The organism is Nafulsella turpanensis ZLM-10 (assembly GCF_000346615.1).
Lineage (GTDB): Bacteria > Bacteroidota > Bacteroidia > Cytophagales > Cyclobacteriaceae > Nafulsella > Nafulsella turpanensis.
This window is the reverse complement of sequence record NZ_ANNU01000025.1, coordinates 96,241-113,567: the sequence shown is the minus strand read 5'-3', so window position 1 is coordinate 113,567 and position 17,327 is coordinate 96,241. Positions and strand designations below refer to the sequence as shown.

The 17,327-nt window shown below is 43.9% G+C and carries 15 protein-coding genes and 1 pseudogene; 7 read left to right on the top strand and 9 right to left on the bottom strand.

Annotated features, from left to right (window positions below; translation table 11 throughout):
• The 5 genes and pseudogenes from F752_RS0111930 to F752_RS0111910 all read right to left on the bottom strand — a co-directional run.
• A pseudogene (locus F752_RS0111930) lies at positions 1-447 on the bottom strand (tRNA uridine-5-carboxymethylaminomethyl(34) synthesis GTPase MnmE); the annotation flags it as partial.
• A gap of 3 nt (positions 448-450) precedes the next feature.
• Positions 451-942 carry a thioredoxin family protein gene (locus F752_RS0111925; protein WP_017731976.1) on the bottom strand — a complete coding sequence of 164 codons (492 nt, stop codon included), beginning with the start codon at positions 940-942 and terminating at the stop codon, positions 451-453.
• 119 nt (positions 943-1,061) lie between these two features.
• Entirely contained in the window at positions 1,062-1,274 is a 213-nt protein-coding gene (locus tag F752_RS26045; protein WP_152425118.1) for a hypothetical protein, read from the bottom strand.
• Between the two features lie 248 nt (positions 1,275-1,522).
• Entirely contained in the window at positions 1,523-2,194 is a 672-nt protein-coding gene (locus F752_RS0111915; protein WP_017731974.1) for a metal-dependent transcriptional regulator, read from the bottom strand.
• Positions 2,195-2,326: 132 nt separating this feature from the next.
• On the bottom strand, positions 2,327-3,442 hold the full coding sequence (locus F752_RS0111910) for a glycosyltransferase (protein ID WP_152425117.1): 1,116 nt from the start codon (positions 3,440-3,442) through the stop codon (positions 2,327-2,329).
• A 25-nt stretch (positions 3,443-3,467) separates the two neighbouring features.
• On the opposite strand from F752_RS0111910, the gene F752_RS0111905 reads away from it, so the two are divergent.
• The 3 genes from F752_RS0111905 (at position 3,468) to F752_RS0111895 (ending at position 5,891) form a co-directional block, all read left to right on the top strand.
• Complete coding sequence (locus tag F752_RS0111905) at positions 3,468-4,280, top strand: 2,3,4,5-tetrahydropyridine-2,6-dicarboxylate N-succinyltransferase (RefSeq protein WP_017731972.1); 813 nt, start codon at positions 3,468-3,470, stop codon at positions 4,278-4,280.
• 68 nt (positions 4,281-4,348) lie between these two features.
• On the top strand, positions 4,349-5,176 hold the full coding sequence (locus F752_RS0111900) for a DUF3108 domain-containing protein (RefSeq protein WP_017731971.1): 828 nt from the start codon (positions 4,349-4,351) through the stop codon (positions 5,174-5,176).
• Positions 5,177-5,291: 115 nt separating this feature from the next.
• Positions 5,292-5,891 (top strand): tetratricopeptide repeat protein, encoded by a 600-nt coding sequence (locus tag F752_RS0111895; protein WP_017731970.1) that lies wholly within the window; start codon positions 5,292-5,294, stop codon positions 5,889-5,891.
• A gap of 3 nt (positions 5,892-5,894) precedes the next feature.
• On the opposite strand, the gene F752_RS23980 is transcribed toward F752_RS0111895, so the two are convergent.
• Positions 5,895-6,596, bottom strand: coding sequence for a hypothetical protein (locus F752_RS23980; protein WP_152425116.1), 702 nt, complete (start codon positions 6,594-6,596; stop codon positions 5,895-5,897).
• A gap of 11 nt (positions 6,597-6,607) precedes the next feature.
• Positions 6,608-7,474, bottom strand: coding sequence for a DNA/RNA non-specific endonuclease (locus tag F752_RS23975; protein ID WP_017731968.1), 867 nt, complete (start codon positions 7,472-7,474; stop codon positions 6,608-6,610).
• A 630-nt stretch (positions 7,475-8,104) separates the two neighbouring features.
• On the opposite strand from F752_RS23975, the gene F752_RS0111880 reads away from it, so the two are divergent.
• Positions 8,105-9,343, top strand: coding sequence for a BaiN/RdsA family NAD(P)/FAD-dependent oxidoreductase (locus F752_RS0111880; RefSeq protein WP_040664551.1), 1,239 nt, complete (start codon positions 8,105-8,107; stop codon positions 9,341-9,343).
• Between the two features lie 106 nt (positions 9,344-9,449).
• Here F752_RS0111880 and F752_RS0111875 read toward each other — a convergent pair whose 3' ends face one another.
• Positions 9,450-10,340: a 3-hydroxybutyryl-CoA dehydrogenase gene (locus F752_RS0111875; RefSeq protein ID WP_017731966.1), complete on the bottom strand. Its 891-nt coding sequence runs from the start codon at positions 10,338-10,340 to the stop codon at positions 9,450-9,452.
• A 121-nt stretch (positions 10,341-10,461) separates the two neighbouring features.
• On the opposite strand from F752_RS0111875, the gene F752_RS0111870 reads away from it, so the two are divergent.
• Together F752_RS0111870 and F752_RS0111865 are read left to right on the top strand one after the other, a co-directional pair.
• Positions 10,462-11,289 carry a CvfB family protein gene (locus F752_RS0111870; RefSeq protein WP_017731965.1) on the top strand — a complete coding sequence of 276 codons (828 nt, stop codon included), beginning with the start codon at positions 10,462-10,464 and terminating at the stop codon, positions 11,287-11,289.
• Between the two features lie 31 nt (positions 11,290-11,320).
• Positions 11,321-12,574, top strand: coding sequence for an NAD(P)/FAD-dependent oxidoreductase (locus F752_RS0111865; protein WP_017731964.1), 1,254 nt, complete (start codon positions 11,321-11,323; stop codon positions 12,572-12,574).
• 53 nt (positions 12,575-12,627) lie between these two features.
• On the opposite strand, the gene F752_RS23970 is transcribed toward F752_RS0111865, so the two are convergent.
• Complete coding sequence (locus tag F752_RS23970) at positions 12,628-13,620, bottom strand: MBL fold metallo-hydrolase (protein ID WP_017731963.1); 993 nt, start codon at positions 13,618-13,620, stop codon at positions 12,628-12,630.
• Between the two features lie 665 nt (positions 13,621-14,285).
• Here F752_RS23970 and F752_RS0111845 point away from each other — a divergent pair.
• The gene (locus tag F752_RS0111845) at positions 14,286-17,309 is read left to right on the top strand and encodes a tetratricopeptide repeat protein (RefSeq protein ID WP_040664543.1); all 3,024 of its coding nucleotides are present in this window, start codon (positions 14,286-14,288) and stop codon (positions 17,307-17,309) included.
• The last annotated feature ends 18 nt before the right edge of the window (positions 17,310-17,327 follow it).

Below are 17,327 nucleotides of genomic sequence, written 5' to 3'. Positions count from 1 at the left end.
TGCTGCTTCCGAATCGGCATTTATGAGGTCAGCGACTGCCTCCGCCTGGGCAAGGTCGAACTGGCCGTTCAGGAAAGCCCGGCGGGTAAATTCCCCGGCACGTGCAGGACGGGCTCCCTTCCGGATCAGGAGTTTCAGAATCTCCTTTACAATAAAAGGGGAGCCGTGGCAGCTGAATTCCACCACATTTTCGCGGGTAAAAGAACGGGGCGCTATAAAGAGACTTGCCAACACCTCATCCATCACCTTTCCATCCTCATTCCGGATAGTGCCGAAGTGAATAGTATGGGATTCCTGTTTTTCCAGATCCTTCCCTTTAAATACACTATTCGCCAACACAATGGCATTCTTGCCAGATAAACGGATAACAGCAATAGCGCCGGCCCCTTGTGGGGTGGCCAGCGCTACGATGGTGTCTTCATTCTGCAGATGTTCAGCTCCCTTCACGAATTAATTTTTTGGGTGGATATTGATCTCTTTAAACTTTACCAGCAGGTCCTGAAATTCTTTTGCAGGCCGAAAGCCAGGTACAGGTTGGTATTTTTGAAAATCTTCATGAATGAGGACAATAGTCGGGAAGCTACTGACCCCAAACTGCCGTGCCACCATTTGCTCAGTCATTTTTTCTCCTGCCATTTCAAAAGCCCTGTCGCTTTCTGCATCAAGCTTTACCGCATAATAATTTTCATTAACATAAGCTGCCACGGATGCATCGGCAAAAGTTTCTCTATCCATTTTCTTACACCAGCCACACCAGTCAGTGTACACATCCACAAAGATTTTGCGCGGCTCTTCCAGGTTTTTGGCATAAGCTTCTTCCAGTGTGAGCCATTGTATCTTTGTTTTTTCTGCCGTTTGTGCCTCTGCAGGCATGATGGCCGCAATGATAGTGGTAAGGGTGAATAGCAGCATTACCTGAATGGGGAGGTGCTTTAATTTCATGGTATTTCGGTAAGATAGGAACAAATATAACCTTTTCTCTTCTAATGAAATAATTGTGCCAGACTTCAACAGGGATGCAATTTAACCTTTACTTCTGAAATTAATCCAGGAAAAAATGCCTAAAAAATATAAGGGTGCAACGAAAGCTTTTCTTCGCCGGTTCCGGATGATAACCTTTTACTCTGCTTTTCCTTTTCTTCCCGCTTTGAATTAGGAGCAACGATCAGCCATAAAGGTTTGATTAGAAATGCCTCTTTTGAGGTACTTATTGGCGCAAATATCCTGAACATATCCAGCGGCGAAGGTGATGCTGCCAACACTTTTAGATTCAACAGCCTTGCCTTTTTGGTGAGATGGTTGTTCGCTTCTGCTGTGGGACTATCAAATCTACACCAGCATTTACTTAAGGTAAATCCACCAAACCCTGCGGTAAAAGACTTTTGTGTTTACAGATGTAATCCAGGGTTTTTCTTTATAAAGAGAGGAAAATGAATACTAAAATAATTAGTATTTGAAGTGAGGTAAAACCCACTTTATCTTCAGGAATTCTGATTAACATAATTATTTTTATCAGAACAGCTTATACTTCCTGTTCATCTTCTGTTACCAGTAAATTTTCTGCAGCATCCCTCGATATAAAAAGCTCCCGTCCACCGTTGATGCGGATTTGAACCGAACCATCATAATCAATCCTGTCTAAAAGAAGAAGAGAAGACTGGATGTGCGCCCCAATTTTATCGAGATACTGCAGGAAGAGGGGACTCGAATCTTTTACCGCCACAATAGTCGCTTTTGAGCCGACGGCTAATTCCGTCAGCGGAAGCTTTGGTTTAAGATTATACTCTCCTTTGGCATTCGGGATTGGATCGCCATGAGGGTCGTATTGCGGGTTTCCTAAAAAATGATCCAGCCTTTCCACGAGTAGGGGAGACTTAATATGCTCCAGCTGTTCGGCGACCTCATCTACTTCATCCCAGTTAAAGTGCAGTTTCTCCACCAGAAACACCTCCCATAGCCGGTGTTTACGGATAATTTTAAGGGCTTCTTTTTTGCCTGTTTCCGTAATATGCACCCCCCTGTATTTTACGTGCTCAAGAAGCTCTTTGGCTGCCAGCTTCTTTATCATATCGCTGGCTGAAGCAGGCTTGTTTTGCATGGATTCTGCCAGTTCATTCGTCGATACCGTGTCCTTCCCATTAGAGGATAACTGGAAGATGGTTTTCAGGTAATTCTCTTCAGCAAAGCTTAACATTATCAAGGGATATTTTTAGATAAGTCTAAATTTTAAACTAAACACATCTAAAATCATTAAAAAAGCAAAGTTTAGACACGCCTAAATCTACAAAGTTATCCACATAGAGCGTTAAAATAATTTTAGGCATGTCTAAATCCCTTTTTCCAGCGCCTCGAGAAGCTTTTGTTTTTCACTTTCCCAGAAGAAAGAAGGGGGGATTGGTTTCCTGTGGTAGAAGGAAAGCGGGAACTGGAAGCATTCTGGTGAGGGGTTTTCAAAGTCTAGAGGGAGTCCGGCGGAAAATTCATCCAGTAAATGAACCCAGGGGTGTTCGTTTTTCATGAGCATTGGAACTTTATAGGCCAGGCATTCCCAAATCCTGGTAGGAAAGCAGCCCGCATTGCTTGGATTGAGCCGGTAACTTATCAGGGCAAAATCAGTAATCTGCAGCTCGTCCAGAATTTGGGCGTGAGGAACTATACTTTCACCTCCTATAAGCCGTACGAAAGGCTTATTCCGGAGTCTTTGATATACTTCCTTCAGTGTGTCTTTTCTGGGGCAGTAACCGATAATCGTTAGCACGCTGTCAATTCCCCGGTCATTAAGCTTTTCCACCAGGTCTATACAATCAAATATTCCGTAAGACTCTGCAATGGTGCCACTGTAGAGGAGCTTCAGGGGATGGGTTTGTTTCTGGATGGTAGGAGGATTTCTTTCTTTAGCAGGAGAAATCGCTTTATTCTCAAGGACAGAGACATTTCCTTTAATGAAGGAGCATTCAGTCAAATAACATTTTTCCGCAACGATAAAATGATTAATCATTCGCTTGCAGAGAATCTCTACCGCCCGGACGCCAAAGGCAGTCGGGTGTCGGAGGGGGGCAGGCAGGCTGCCTGACCAAATAATATTTTGCATGTAATTTTCCTGCACATCATAGATTATAGATCCGCCAAATATTGTTTTGAACAAGCAGCTAACCAACAGTATTTCAGGAGAGTTAACTATAATCACTTCAGGTTTTACTTGAAGTAATTTTTTCCAGTAAAGAACAGGAGCTAGCAGGCGCTGAAGACTTAATCTCCTAAAATTGAATATGGGCAGGAAAGTAATGTTTGGGTGAGTTACCTTATTTTTTGCGGAAAAGCCTATGATATTAATGGCATATTTATTTGTTTCGGCCAGCGATGCACCTATCTTCTCAAACATCCGCGGATCATCCACCGGCTTGAGGAGGGAAGCTAGGACGACTTTGTGCTTTTTCAACATATACATTTAAATTAACCATTAGCGTATGGAACTGAAAGACCTTGTGGAGAATGCCTGGAATAAGCGGGAGCTCCTTGGAGATAAAGATACACAGATTGCCATTAAATCGATTATTGATGACTTAGACCTTGGCAGAAGGAGAGTAGCCGAGCCTTCTGAGAAGGGGTGGCAGGTAAATGAATGGCTAAAAAAGGCCGTCATTCTCTACTTTCCTATTCAATCGATGAATGTGATAGAAGTAGGTCCTTTTGAGTTCCATGACAAAATGAAACTTAAAACAGGCTATGCTGCCAAAGGGGTGCGGGTTGTGCCACCGGCTGTAGCGCGCTATGGAGCCTATATAAGCAAGGGAGTGGTGCTAATGCCTTCCTACGTCAATATTGGCGCTTATGTCGACGGAGGAACTATGGTCGATACCTGGGCCACGGTAGGAAGCTGTGCCCAAATTGGTAAAAATGTCCACCTCAGCGGAGGCGTAGGAATAGGTGGAGTACTGGAACCTGTGCAGGCTCAGCCTGTAATTGTGGAAGATGGAGCCTTTATCGGTTCGCGTTGTATTCTGGTTGAGGGAGTTCGGATTGGTAAAGAAGCAGTACTTGGGGCCAACGTAACCTTAACCGCCAGTTCAAAGATTATTGACGTTACCGGAAGTGAGCCGGTGACTTACAATGGCTATGTTCCGGAGCGCTCGGTGGTTATACCTGGCAGTTATACCAAAAAATTTCCGGCCGGGGAGTTCCAGGTACCCTGTGCTCTTATAATTGGCCAGCGAAAGCCGAGCACCGACCTCAAAACTTCCCTTAATGAAGCATTGAGGGAAAATAATGTAGCAGTTTAACTTAAAACCTTGCACTGATAAACTTTCCATAGTTTATTTTTCGTTATTGGCGCAAGACAAGAAAAACGATGAGCACCCGGCAATTTTACCCTTCCTTTATTTTACTAATAATATTAGTATTAAGGATTCCGGCCCATGGACAGGATTCTACCTATCTTCAGCCGGTTTCCTTCAACCCTGTTCAGCCGGGCGAAACCATGGAATATAAAGTTACTTTTGGCTTCTTAACAGTAGGGAAAGCGCAGATAAAAACCGCACCAAACGTCTACAAAGTAAATGGCCGCCCATGCTACAAAATAGATGTTAGAGGAAAAACAAGCGGGGCAGTTGACTGGGTCGCTAATGTTGACGACACCTGGGGGTCCTATATCGATACCCTCGGTTTTTATCCTTACCTCAGCTACCGGAATATCAGTGAAAATAGTTACCGCAAAAATGAAGTAACCAAATTCGACCAGCGGAACAAAATGGTAGAATTAAAGGTATTGAACCAGAAAACGGGAAAGTTCCGTGAACCTAAAATCTTCCAGACCCTGGAGCCGGTACGGGATATTGTAGGAGGTTACACCTACCTGAGAACACTGGACTATGCTGAAAAAAAAGAAGGGGACACCCTTTCAGTTTATGGTGTTTTTGAGGACGAAGTTTACAGGCTGAATATTTTATTTGCAGGAAGAGAAGTGGTAAAAACAAAGCTAGGGCCTATTAATGCTATAAAGCTTGTGCCTGTGATGCCGGATAACAAATTGTTTGCCGGCGAAAACTCCATTACCATTTGGCTTTCTGATGATTTAAATAAAATACCAGTAAAAGTGGAGGCAGAGCTGGTAATAGGAAAAGCAGCCTGTGAAATTATTTCACATGAAAGGTTGAAGAATCCTCCTCATTACCAGTAAAAAAAGATTTAAATGACTCTTCATAACCTGCTAATAATCAATAGTTTATTTGAGTTTATCTAAAGCAAAATATAAAGATAAAAGTGCTCTTGTTGGAGTGTAGAGAAAGTAAAAAATGAGTTTAATAAAACATACAGCCATAGTAGTTTCGGCAGTAATTCTTTTCAGCTGCTCCGGAAATGAAAAAGGAAAAGGTGATGAGCTTTTCCAGGCAGGTGAATATCAGCAGGCAGTTGAGGCTTATTCCAGAGAGCTTGGACTGAATCCCGACAATGTTTCCCTTCTGTATAATCGGGCCAGAGCTCATGAAGAGCTTGGGAATTATGAAAAGGCCATGGAGGATTTTAAAGCTGCCCTGGAACAGGATGACCGAAACGTAAAGGTTTTAATTGGGCTGGGTGATGTCTTTTATAAGCAGAAGGACTATGAAAATGCCCTCTATCATTATAAGCAGGCAGCCCAATTCGAGAAGAATAATGCAGTGGCCCTTTTTAAAGTGGGGAATGCGCATCATCAGCTGGGAAATGTGGAGGAAGCGATGGATTATTACAATGATGCCCTGCGTGAAAACCAGCAGTATGGAGACGCCTATTATTACCGGGGAGCTCTAAAAGTGTCCCAAAAGAAGGTGAGCAGTGCCTGCGAAGATTTCCGGAAAGCTCAATCGCTGCAGGTTGCCGGAGCCGGTGAGGCTCTTCAGAAATACTGTCGCTAAAAATTAAGGCTGGCCTTGGGAGGCTTCATGGCTGCAGAGTTCGTCTGTACTGAGCTGCCCTAGGCCTTTGCAATATTCACAATTGCTTGTAACTTTCCCTTCTCCTTTACAATAGGTGCACTTCCTTATACCGGTTGCTTCACAATCGGGACAGCTCTGGTACTTCTTCTGGCCAAAAAGATCTTCTTCTATTCGCACCCCTTCGCCTTTGCAGCCGGAACATACAGCTTTTTTTCTTCCATAGCACCGGGTGCAATTCTGCTCTACCTTTCCCATTCCCCGGCAATAAGAACATAACTGCTGAACATAGCCTTGGCTGTCACATGCAGCACACTCCCTGATGATATGCATCTGTTCCTCCAGCTGCTTCTTCAACTCTTCACTTTGGTGGTAAAATTCACCACCGGGCCCGGCAAGGCTTCTGTACTTTTCCAGAAACTGCAGGCTGTTTTCATACTGCCCCAAATTAAAAAGAGTGCCGGCAAAAAAGTAACACATTTCGGTTGGAAGGGGGGTATGGAGCGCCAGCATTTGCCGAAAACTTTTATTAGCCGCTGCATAATCCTGCCGTCCCATTTCTCTTTTGGCCTGTGCAAGAAGCGCGGCAGCCTCTTTCTGTTGCCCAATCCCTGCTTTTTGAGCCCGCAATGGGCTTTGCAGGCATAAAAAGAATAATAAAATACAGAGCAGGCTTAAGTTTTTCATTTTGGACATTTTCAGAACCACTTTTCTTTTTGCACCCTATCCTCAAGCGAATCCTCAAGAGCTCCTGACAAGCCTGGGAAGAAATCCAGGCCTGTCAGTTTTTCGATGGAATCAACAGGAACAATAAAGGTATCCAACTTTTCCCGGATACCCCGGTTTGGCATTAAAAAACCAATCATCTTCACCTCTGGTTGTCGGGTATCGAATATAATTTTATAAAAATATTCCGGAACACTCACCTTATTCCTTCCGATTTTTTTCAGTCCGGGCTGTAGAACAGGGCCAGTAACAATGAGCAACGAATCTTCCAAGGTTGCCCATGTGCGAATCAAATCTTCCAGCTCCTTCCATCCGCCCCGGTTAAAAGAAGGCTCCTGAGGGCTTATGTTAGACATATAAAAGCTTTCCGCCAGGGCGTTTTTCGAATAATCCAGATCCCCTGCCGGAGCAAGATGTCCGCGATCATAACCACTGTTGGTGTAATCTTCAGGAGAGGCTGATTTTCCCTCCAACAGAGGGTCTTCACGAAAATTATTCCGTCGTTCAAAAGAGTTGCGCTGGTGTTGGCTGCTCAACAGGTAAGCCACCCACGCCGCCTGTCCGTGCTCTTCATAAAAGCCAAGGCTGTAAGCCTTGTGCACCACAGGAAGCAGCTCCATCGAAAAGGTAGAAGGCCAGGGAAAGTCTTCTTCCTTCCTCTCTTTCTCCAGCAGAATAAATCCCTCTTCCAGGTTTCCGTCGCTCACTTCCTCCTGCTGATCAACGGACCGTTCCGTTTTTCTCTGCTTCTGTTCATCATAAAGGTACAAAATGAGCAACAGCACGACAAGCAGGCTAAAAACGAGCAGTAAGAAAAAGCCTGCAGATGTTTTCTTCATCGACATATGAAAAGTTTAATCCTTTTTTGAACAGAGCCCCCTCGGGAAGGAATAATAAAACAAGAATCAATCTCTGCTTTTTATTTTTCTCCTGATGGAAGGCTGAGGGAAGACCAAAGTTCTCCAGAAACCGACATTGCCTCGGTCCAATGTGCTCATTTTACCTGAACAATTTTCCCAATCGAAGATTATTTTAAGGCCCAAATAACCCCTGCCTGCTTTCAAGCTGATCTTTTCCTTTCTCAGTAAATTAAGCAAATAAAAACAAACAGCCTAGAGCTGCTGCAACAGGAAAAATTCAGCCAAATATTTGCCGGTGCTCCTGAAGCAGGTTCTTCCACTGGACTTGAAGGTAAGTAAGAGGAACTGGAAATCTTCTTTAACCGCTTCGAGGAATAAAATTTCGTTCAGCCATCTTACATGATGTACGGTTTTAAAAAGTCTGGCTTCTTTTCTCTCTTGAAAGAGAAGCAGGTAACTTTGGTAATATGAAAAACATAATATTATTAATGTTTAAGGTATTGTGCGTATTATGTATGTTAAGGCAATTCTTTCAACAAAAAAGCGATTGTGGAACAGAAAGGCTGTACTTTTGCTACAGTCAAGGATTTTCACCTAACAGTAATTAAATTGGAAAGCGTTGATCTGGCTGTAATCGGAGGAGGGGCTGCAGGTTTTTTTGCTGCTATTCGTGCTGCAGAAATCAATCCGTCAGCAAAAATCCACATCCTCGAAAAGAGCGGAAAGCTGTTGAGTAAGGTAAAAATAAGCGGAGGCGGTCGCTGCAATGTCACTCATGACTGTTCCCATGTTTCACAGCTAATCCAGCAATATCCACGCGGAGGGAATGCCCTGAAGAAGATGTTTGGCGCCTTTAAAGTGGAGGATACGGTAGAGTGGTTTGCCAGAAGGGGAGTAGAACTAAAGGTAGAGAAGGATGGTCGAATGTTCCCGCTAACCGATAATTCCCAAACGATTATTGACTGCTTCCTGCAGGAAGCAAAACGCCTCCGCATTCAGGTGCACTTACACTTTCCAGTCAATAAGGTAAAGGCAGAGGAAGGGGCGTTTTTACTTTACTCTTCTAAAGATAATGTGCTAAGAGCGAAAAAGGTGCTGGTGGCAACAGGTGGGCACCCTAAAGAGGAGGCATACAATTGGCTACGGGAAACCGGTCACAGCCTTTCATCGCCCATCCCTTCGCTTTTCACCTTTAACAGTCCTGCAAATCCATTACGGAAACTGCCGGGGATAAGCGTTCCAAAGGGACTGGTTCGCATTGAGGGAACCAAGCTTCAGTATGAGGGGCCGGTGCTTATTACGCACTGGGGCTTTAGTGGGCCGGCTGTATTAAAGCTCTCCGCTTTTGGGGCCCGCTGGGTGCATGAGCAGGATTATACTTTTGTAATTCATATCCGCTGGGTAGCTGTCACCTCCGAAGAAGAGCTGAGGGCACAGCTCAAGGCTTATCAGCAGGCACACCCTAAACGGCTCGTCCAGGGACATCCGCTGTTTGAGCTACCGCAGCGCCTGTGGGCTTACGCATGTGAGCAGGCCGAAATTTATCCCGAAAAGGTGTGGGCGGAAGTTTCCAGAAAAAGTTTTAATAAATTACTGGAATGCCTTTTCAGAGATCGGCAGGAGATAAAAGGGAAAACAACTTTTAAAGAAGAGTTTGTTACCTGCGGAGGTATTCCGCTTTCGGAGCTCCATCTTCCGCAAATGGAAAGCCGCCTGTCACCGGGATTATTTTTTGCAGGGGAGGTGCTGGATGTAGATGGTATTACAGGTGGATTCAATTTCCAGCATGCCTGGACCAGCGGCTGGCTGGCGGGCAGTCATATCGGTCGTAGCCTTGCAGAAATATAAAAGGCGAAGATAAAAGAAAACTCCTGCGCGCAGACGGGCAGGAGTTTAGTCTGAAAAATTATGGATAATGTTAAGCACCTGTAGCGTATGCTTTCAAATAAGAATTTTACTTTCTGAATGTCTCCGCTACCACTAATTCTTTACTGCCGTGGCTGTATTCGTAAAAGCCTCTTCCTGATTTGGCGCCCAGGTGACCAGCTGTAACCATATTAACCAGCAGTGGGCAGGGAGCATACTTTTGATTGCCAAATCCTTCGTGCAGTACACGAAGAATAGAAAGGCAAACATCCAGCCCTATAAAATCGGCCAGCTGTAAAGGCCCCATGGGGTGTGCCATTCCTAACTTCATTACGGTATCAATTTCTTCTACGCCGGCTACCCCCTCAAACAGGCTGTAGATGGCTTCATTGATCATGGGCATCAGAATACGGTTTGCCACAAAGCCCGGATAATCATTAACTTCTACCGGTACTTTTCCTAATGCCCTGGAAAGTTCCATAATCTGGTTGGTCACCTCATCGGTAGTCGCATAACCCCGAATTACCTCTACCAGCTTCATTACAGGAACGGGATTCATAAAGTGCATGCCAATTACTTTTTCGGGTCGTTTGGTAACGGCAGCAATTTTAGTGATGGAGATAGAGGAAGTATTAGAGGCCAGCAGTGTATTTTCAGGGCAAAGCTCATCAAGCTGTTGAAAAATTTTCAGTTTAAGGTCTACATTTTCAGTAGCCGCTTCCACTACCAGCTCAGCTTCTTTTACCCCCTGCTCCATTCTGGTATAAGTGGTAATGTTTTGCAGGCTTTGCTGTTTGGTAGCTTCATCAATCAGCCCTTTTGTTAACTGGCGGTCGAGGTTTTTTTCAATGGTTTTTAGGGCCCGCTGGAGTGCCTCTTCATTAATATCGATAAGGGCCACCTGATGGCCTTTTTGGGCAAAGACGTGGGCAATACCGTTTCCCATGGTACCCGAGCCTATTACTGCAACATTTTTCATGTTTAAAAAGTATTTAGTTTAATTTTCGGCCTAAAGATATTAAATATCTGGCAGGCTGCTAAAATTTGCCGGCTTTATCTCCATCTTTGCAGTTTAGCGGATAAATGATAATTAAGAACCCATGATTAATATAGGAGAATACAACACCCTAAAGGTAAACAGAGAAGTAGATTTTGGTGTGTACCTTGGCGATGGGGAAGAAGAGTTGCTCCTTCCGGGAAAATGGAAACCGGCAGGAACAGAAGTGGGGCAGGAATTAAGAGTTTTTGTGTATACAGACTCGGAAGATCGGCCTATTGCTACCACCATGAAACCAGCTGCTACCGTAGGAGAGTTTGCCATACTGGAAGTGAAAGCGGTTGCTCCTTTTGGTGCTTTTTTGGACTGGGGTCTGGAAAAGGATCTTCTACTACCAAAGGCCGAACAAATACAAAAACCAGCAGTTGGAGATAAAGTGGTCGTAAGGATTTGCCTCGACTATAAAACCAACAGGGTAATTGCAGTAAGTAAAATTGGGTCTTTTTTAAAAGAGAAAGAACATACCCTTCAACCTGGAGAGGAGGTAGAAGCATGGGTTTATCATACTACGCCCCTTGGTTTCCAGGTTTTAGTTAACCAGCAATATAACGGCCTTATTTACAGGAACGAAGTATTCGGGCCTCTTCAAACAGGGGATCGAAAAACGGCTTACGTGAGCAAATTGAGGGAAGATGGGAAGCTGGACCTGAGCCTTAAACCTTTCGGGAAAGAAGGAATGAAAGGGGACCGTGAAAAGGTGCTTGAAAAGCTGGAACAGCAGGGAGGGAGCCTTCCGCTGGGGGATAAAAGCCAGCCTGAAGAGATTAGTCATCTCCTGAACATGAGCAAAAAGAGTTTTAAAAGAGCCATAGGAATGCTTTATAAAGAGCAAAAAATCAGCCTTTCCGACCATGAAATAAAGTTGAAGTAAAGGCCATTTTCCACAGGGAAACCAAAAGCACATGCTAACAGATGTAATTATTGTGGGAGCCGGATTATCCGGTCTTACTGCCGCCTTAGAGCTGCAGAAAGCGGGTAAAAAAGTGGTAGTGCTGGAGGCGGAGGATAAGCCCGGAGGAAGGGTGAGTACTGAAAAAGTGGATGGATTCCTGCTTGATAAAGGTTTTCAGGTGATGCTAACCGCTTACCCGGAAACACAAAAGTACCTCGACTACCGGAAACTCCGGCTCCGCCAGTTTATTCCCGGCGCCATATTGCTTAAGGAAGGCACAAAGCATAAGGTAGCCGATCCCCGGCGGGTTCCTTCCCTTTTTATTTCCACTCTCCTTTCCCCAGCAGGTACTTTTTCAGATAAAATGAAGCTTCTGTGGCTTTCCCAGAGACTACAGTCTAAGCCAATTGTTGATATTTTTAAACAGGAGGAAAAGCCAACCATGGAGGTGCTCAGAGAGGAGTATGGCTTTAGTCGAAAGCTGATTGACAATTTTTTACAACCTTTTATGGCAGGTATTTTCCTGGAGACTGAACTGCAAACTTCCCGCCGAATGTTTGATTTTACCCTGAAGATGTTTATCGAAGGCTATGCCGCACTTCCGGAAATGGGAATGGAGGAAATACCGCGGCAGCTCTCCAAACAATTAGGGGAGGGAGTTATCCATTATAAAAGCAAAGTGAAGGAGGTGAAAGAAGGTACCGTTAGGCTTACCAGCGGCCAGGAGTGGAGTGCTCCTGCTATTTTACTGGCAACAGAAGCCTGTGGCCTTACCAATGACTATTTGCCTGAGGTAAAAACAAACTGCAGCAGCATTACGACCTTCTATTTTTCGGCCGATAAAACGCCGGTTAAGGGCCCCTTTTTGGTGCTGAACACCAAACCAAATCGTTTTGTCAATCACTTATGTGTCCCTTCAGAATTAAGCCGTGCCTATGCCCCAGGCTCGAAGAGCCTGATTTCCGTTTCAGTAATCGGGATAGTGGAGCAAAATAATCAGGAAGCGATAAAACACATAAAGCAGGAATTAAAGCCTTATTTCGGTCAGCAGGTGCAGGACTGGCATCACATTAAAAACATCAAAATACGCTATGCTTTACCCGACCAGCGCCATGTGCAACAACAATTAGCTGATAGCAGCATTTGTTTATCTCCAGGTCTTTATGTTTGTGGTGACCACCTGCTCAACGGCTCCATAAACGGGGCGATGCGTTCGGGAGCCTTTGCTGCAGAAGTCATCATTCGAAAAGAAGGGAAGGTTTAAGTAAAAGGAAGGAAAGTGTCCTTAACTTCTAAGAGAAAAGTTAAAAAATGGTTTTAGCTGAATTTGAAAATAGCACCGGGCTTAATAATCTCCAGTTTCGCATTTATCTTTTCCATTTCATCTAACTGTAGTAATCTCTCTACCGGCTCTCCTAATGGTTCATCGGAAACGTCAAAGGTACCATAATGCATGGGAATGAGAGTCTTTGTCCGCAGTATATCCGCTGCTTTTACGGCCTCATCGGGCGACATATGGGAGCCCTTCATCAAAAAAGAAGGTTTATAGGCACCAACAGGCATTAAAGAAATATCCTGGGCACCAACAGTGTCATAAATTTCCTGATAGTGGCGCCCAAAGGCAGAATCCCCTCCAAAATAAATTTTTTCCGTACCGCCAGAAATTAAAAAGCTACCCCATAAAACAGCATTATAATCAAACAAACCACGACGGTGCCAGTGGATTGCCGGCAGGAAAGCAATGGAAATATTTTTTTTTGTATCAAATTTCTGATACCAGCCAGCCTGCTGAAAATGAATATCTCCATCTGTTTTCCTCAACAGGTTTTCCATTCTGAGTGGGCCCAAAACCACTGCTTTGGTGTTTTGCTTCAGAAGCTGCTGAATAGAGCTTTTATCGAAGTGGTCGCGGTGGCTGTGGGAGATAAGAATATAGTCCAGGCCTTTTAGTTCCTCAATTGGCAGCGGAAGTGGAGCTTTGCGCTGGATGAGCGGCAGGTTTCCGAAAACAGGATCTGTTATAATCCGAATCCCATTGTACTGAATAAAGAAGGAAGCATGCCCAAGCCAAATAAGATAGTTTCCCTTTTCTTCCGGCAGGGAAGGCATAAACTCAACATCCAGTTTAAAAGGATCAGATTTCTTCTGGGCCGCCTGGGGATTGCTGCTCAACTTCCACTTCAATACTTTTTTAAAGGAAGGATCGGGGTCGGGAAAAGGAAAATTAGTGAAGCGATCCTTTTCAATTCGGTTCCCGTTATAATTGTTTTTGACGAATGGTAAACTGGAGTTGTAGATAAATTTCCCCATAATAAAAGTACACGAAGCTAGCTTGAAAATATGGAGCCGCCTTCCTTTTCAAAGCGACTTCTTTTTTTCCTCTATAAAGGCACGAAACATGTATTTCACCCACTTATTTCCGGGCATACAAAAGTACCTTTATTTCCGGGCGAATTTTAAAGATTTAATGAATGAAAAGAAAATAATGTCAGCTATATTTTTCTTAATCTTTTAACAGCTGGGAGGCATTCTTGTTCGTGTAATATATGGTAAGTGTTTAAATAAGTACCTTTTATTGCCTGTGGCTGGTACTTTTCGGATTTATCAGCTGAGTTTTGACTTTTTAATTCAGGACCAAAACCAGGATAATGAAAAATAAATGAGCGACTTACCTTTCTTTTACCGGTGAGCCTGCCTACCATTAAAATAAAATTATTAGAACTTTGGAAGTGGCAAACCTGAAGCTTAGATCTTCAACACATTCTTTAGGCACAATGTATTAAATTCCTGGAATTCATGTTTTTACGGAAATATCCTTTGATAAAAGCTTTAAGAAAAGGCAGGTAAGATTTTGGGAATAATTGCGCTGAAATACTTGCTTAAGTTAAATAAAATGTAAAATTTGCATGCTTGAATACCTGTCTGGCAAGGCAGGTCGTTTAATAGAATAGGAGCACTAAATAGTACAAAAAAATATGAGTCGTCACCTGCTAACATGTTTCCTTCTTTTGTGGCTCTCCACTGCTCTTTACGGGCAGGATCCTGCTATTCGGCAGGAGGAAGAAAAGCTCTATGAGAAGGGGTTAGCCCTGCTCCATAAGGAACAGTGGGGAGCAGCAAGACATACTTTTGAGGAGTACCTGGAAAAAACCGGTCGAGAGGACCTGCAGCAGGCCGAAGCAAAATACTATGTCGCCCTTTGTGCCCTGCACTTATATAATGATGATGCTGAAAGCCTGACGGAGAACTTTATCCGCTATCATGAAAATCACCCTAAAGCCATCCTGGCTTATTATGAATTAGGCAGGTTTTATTATAATGATAAAAAATACAGCAAAGCAGCAAATTACTTTGAAAAAGTAAATGTTTCGCAATTAACGCAGCCCCAACGCGAAGAAGTGAATTTTAATCTGGCCTACACCTACTTCAGCAACAGAGAGTTCGATAAAGCCCTTGAACGTTTTAACCAGCTGAAAAGGACAGATAACCGCTATACCTATGCTGCCAGCTATTATGCAGGTTACATTTACTTTAACCGTGGTGAATATGACCAGGCTATCTATGACCTTCAGCGGGCAGCAAAAAATGAAGCTTACGAGCAGGTGGTACCTTCTCTTATAGCCACTATTTATTACCGCCAGGGCCAGTATGATAAATTGATTGCTTATGCAGAAGAGGCAGGCAAAGGAAGAAGGGGCCAGAAAGATGAACTGGAGCAGTTAGTGGCAGAAGCGTATTACCAGAAGGGCCAGTATGAAAAAGCAGCAACCCGCTTCGAAGATTATGCCCAAGGAAAGAAGCTGGAGGAAGGGCTGCGCTATCGTATGGCTTATGCTCAATATAAAAGTGAACAGGAGGAGGAAGCCTTAAAGAATTTTAAATTAGTTGCTGACAATCCTGATTCTCTGGGACAGTATGCTGCCTACTACCTTGGAACCCTCTATGTTCAGGAAGGAAATAAGCCTTTTGCCCAAACAGCCTTTAAAAAGGCCGCCTCTATGAATTTTAATAAAGAAATCGCAGAGGAAAGCAAATTTGCACTGGCCAAAATTAACTACGAGCTTGGAAACTATCAGGAGGCAGCAGAGCAGTTAAAAAGCTTTACCCAGGAATATGCCCGCTCGCCCTATTTAAAAGAAGCAAAGGAGCTACTCAGTAAATCGCTCCTAAACTCTAACGACTACGGCCAGGCCCTGGCCTATATGGAGCAACTGGACAATAAAAGCCCGGAAATCAGGGAAACTTACCAGGAAGTAAGTTACCTGAAAGGAACAGAGTTATTCAATGATGCCAAATTCTATCAGGCAGTTCAGATGTTTGAAAAGTCGCTCCGGTACCCACAAAATGAAGAACTGGTGGCAAAAGCAAATTACTGGAGTGGAGAAGCTTATTCTATCGGTAAAAAGTGGAATGAGGCCATTAATTCATATGCCGCTGTTTTCCGGAACACCCGCCCGAATAACCCGCTTCACCTGGCCAGCCGCTATGGCATCGGCTATGCTTATTATAATACTGAACAGTACGACCGCGCACTTACCCACTTTAAAGAGTATGTAGATCGTGGTGGTGAAAAAGCGCAGTTTTATAATGACGCCCTTCTCAGGCTGGCAGATAGCTATTATGCCAATAAAATTTATGGCAATGCCATTGATACGTATAGAAAAGCGATACGGGAAGGTAACCCTGAGCAGGATTATGCTTACTTCCAGCTGGGCTTAGTAAATAGCATTAATGACCGGGAACAGGAAGCCTTAAATGCATGGAACACTGTACTGGAAAAATTCGGTCGCTCTCCTTATTACGACGATGCGCTGTACAACAAAGCACAGCTTCAGCTTGAAATGGGGAATTACCAGGAAGCCATCAGTGGCTTTAAGAAGCTTCAGCAAAGCCAGCCGAACAGCCCGTTCATTCCTTATGCCTTAAGAAGTATTGCAGTAGCTTACTTCAACCAGAAAGAATACGAAAGAGCTGCCCAGAATTACCAACAGCTTTTGAAGGAATACCCTTCACACCAAACAGCTAACAGTGCCCTGATTGGCTTGCAGGAAACCCTGGCGCTTTTAGGAAGAACAGATGAATTCGACAAATACCTGGTCCTCTACAAAAATGCGAACCCATCTGACAAGTCGCTTGAAAATGTGGAGTTTGAAACAATCAAAGCAGTTTACTTCTCTCAACGATATGAGAAAGCAATTGAAAACCTGCAGGCCTACCTTCGCAACTATCCCAATGGCAGCAATGCTGGTGAAGCCCGTTTTTACCTGGCTGAATCTCTTTACCGCTTAAACCGGGACCAGGAAGCCCTCTCTTATTATGTTGCCCTGGCCGATAATGAAAAAGGCCCTTTAAGGCAAAGAGCCTTAAACCGGGTAGCGGAAATTGCTTACAAAAACGAGAACTACCAGCAGGCAGTCGATTATTACAGAAAGTTAGCTTCAGGCTCTACCAACAAGCGTCAGCAAACTGATGCTTTTGTTGGTTTAATGGAATCGTTCTACCTTCAAAACAAGTATGATTCCGCCAGTTATTATGCCAACCGTTTATTAGAAATGGGAGGCTCCGGAGCCAATGTGGAGAACAAAGCACTTCTTTATAAAGGAAAGATTAATTTTGCAAAAGGTAATTATGAGGAGGCGATGGAGGCTTTTCTTCAAACAACCAATGCCGCAAAAGATGAGAACGGGGCAGAAGCTCAGTATATGATTGCTCTTATTCAGCACAATCAGAAAAAATACCAGCAGTCTGTAGAAACCCTTTTTGCCTTTAACAGCAACTACTCTATGTACCGCTACTGGTTAGGCAAATCTTTTATTCTCATTGCTGAAAACTACCGCCAGATGGGCGAACTCTTCCAGGCGAAAGAGACTCTCAAGTCTATTATCGCTAATTCCAAAGATGCCCGTATTGTTGAGGAGGCAAAAGCCAAACTTGCCGCCATCGAAAAACAAGAGGCTGCCCAAACCCCTGTTATTACCGACACCACTGCCAGAAAATAAAGAGGCAGGAATTGTAGT

Coding starts and splice junctions, on each gene's coding strand:
- F752_RS0111925 (WP_017731976.1), bottom strand. CDS start 942: ATGAAATTAAAGCACCTCCCCATTCAGGTAATGCTGCTATTCACCCTT.
- F752_RS0111915 (WP_017731974.1), bottom strand. CDS start 2,194: ATGTTAAGCTTTGCTGAAGAGAATTACCTGAAAACCATCTTCCAGTTA.
- F752_RS0111910 (WP_152425117.1), bottom strand. CDS start 3,442: ATGTTGAAAAAGCACAAAGTCGTCCTAGCTTCCCTCCTCAAGCCGGTG.
- F752_RS0111905 (WP_017731972.1), top strand. CDS start 3,468: ATGGAACTGAAAGACCTTGTGGAGAATGCCTGGAATAAGCGGGAGCTC.
- F752_RS0111900 (WP_017731971.1), top strand. CDS start 4,349: ATGAGCACCCGGCAATTTTACCCTTCCTTTATTTTACTAATAATATTA.
- F752_RS0111895 (WP_017731970.1), top strand. CDS start 5,292: ATGAGTTTAATAAAACATACAGCCATAGTAGTTTCGGCAGTAATTCTT.
- F752_RS23980 (WP_152425116.1), bottom strand. CDS start 6,596: ATGAAAAACTTAAGCCTGCTCTGTATTTTATTATTCTTTTTATGCCTG.
- F752_RS23975 (WP_017731968.1), bottom strand. CDS start 7,474: ATGAAGAAAACATCTGCAGGCTTTTTCTTACTGCTCGTTTTTAGCCTG.
- F752_RS0111875 (WP_017731966.1), bottom strand. CDS start 10,340: ATGAAAAATGTTGCAGTAATAGGCTCGGGTACCATGGGAAACGGTATT.
- F752_RS0111870 (WP_017731965.1), top strand. CDS start 10,462: ATGATTAATATAGGAGAATACAACACCCTAAAGGTAAACAGAGAAGTA.
- F752_RS0111865 (WP_017731964.1), top strand. CDS start 11,321: ATGCTAACAGATGTAATTATTGTGGGAGCCGGATTATCCGGTCTTACT.
- F752_RS23970 (WP_017731963.1), bottom strand. CDS start 13,620: ATGGGGAAATTTATCTACAACTCCAGTTTACCATTCGTCAAAAACAAT.
- F752_RS0111845 (WP_040664543.1), top strand. CDS start 14,286: ATGAGTCGTCACCTGCTAACATGTTTCCTTCTTTTGTGGCTCTCCACT.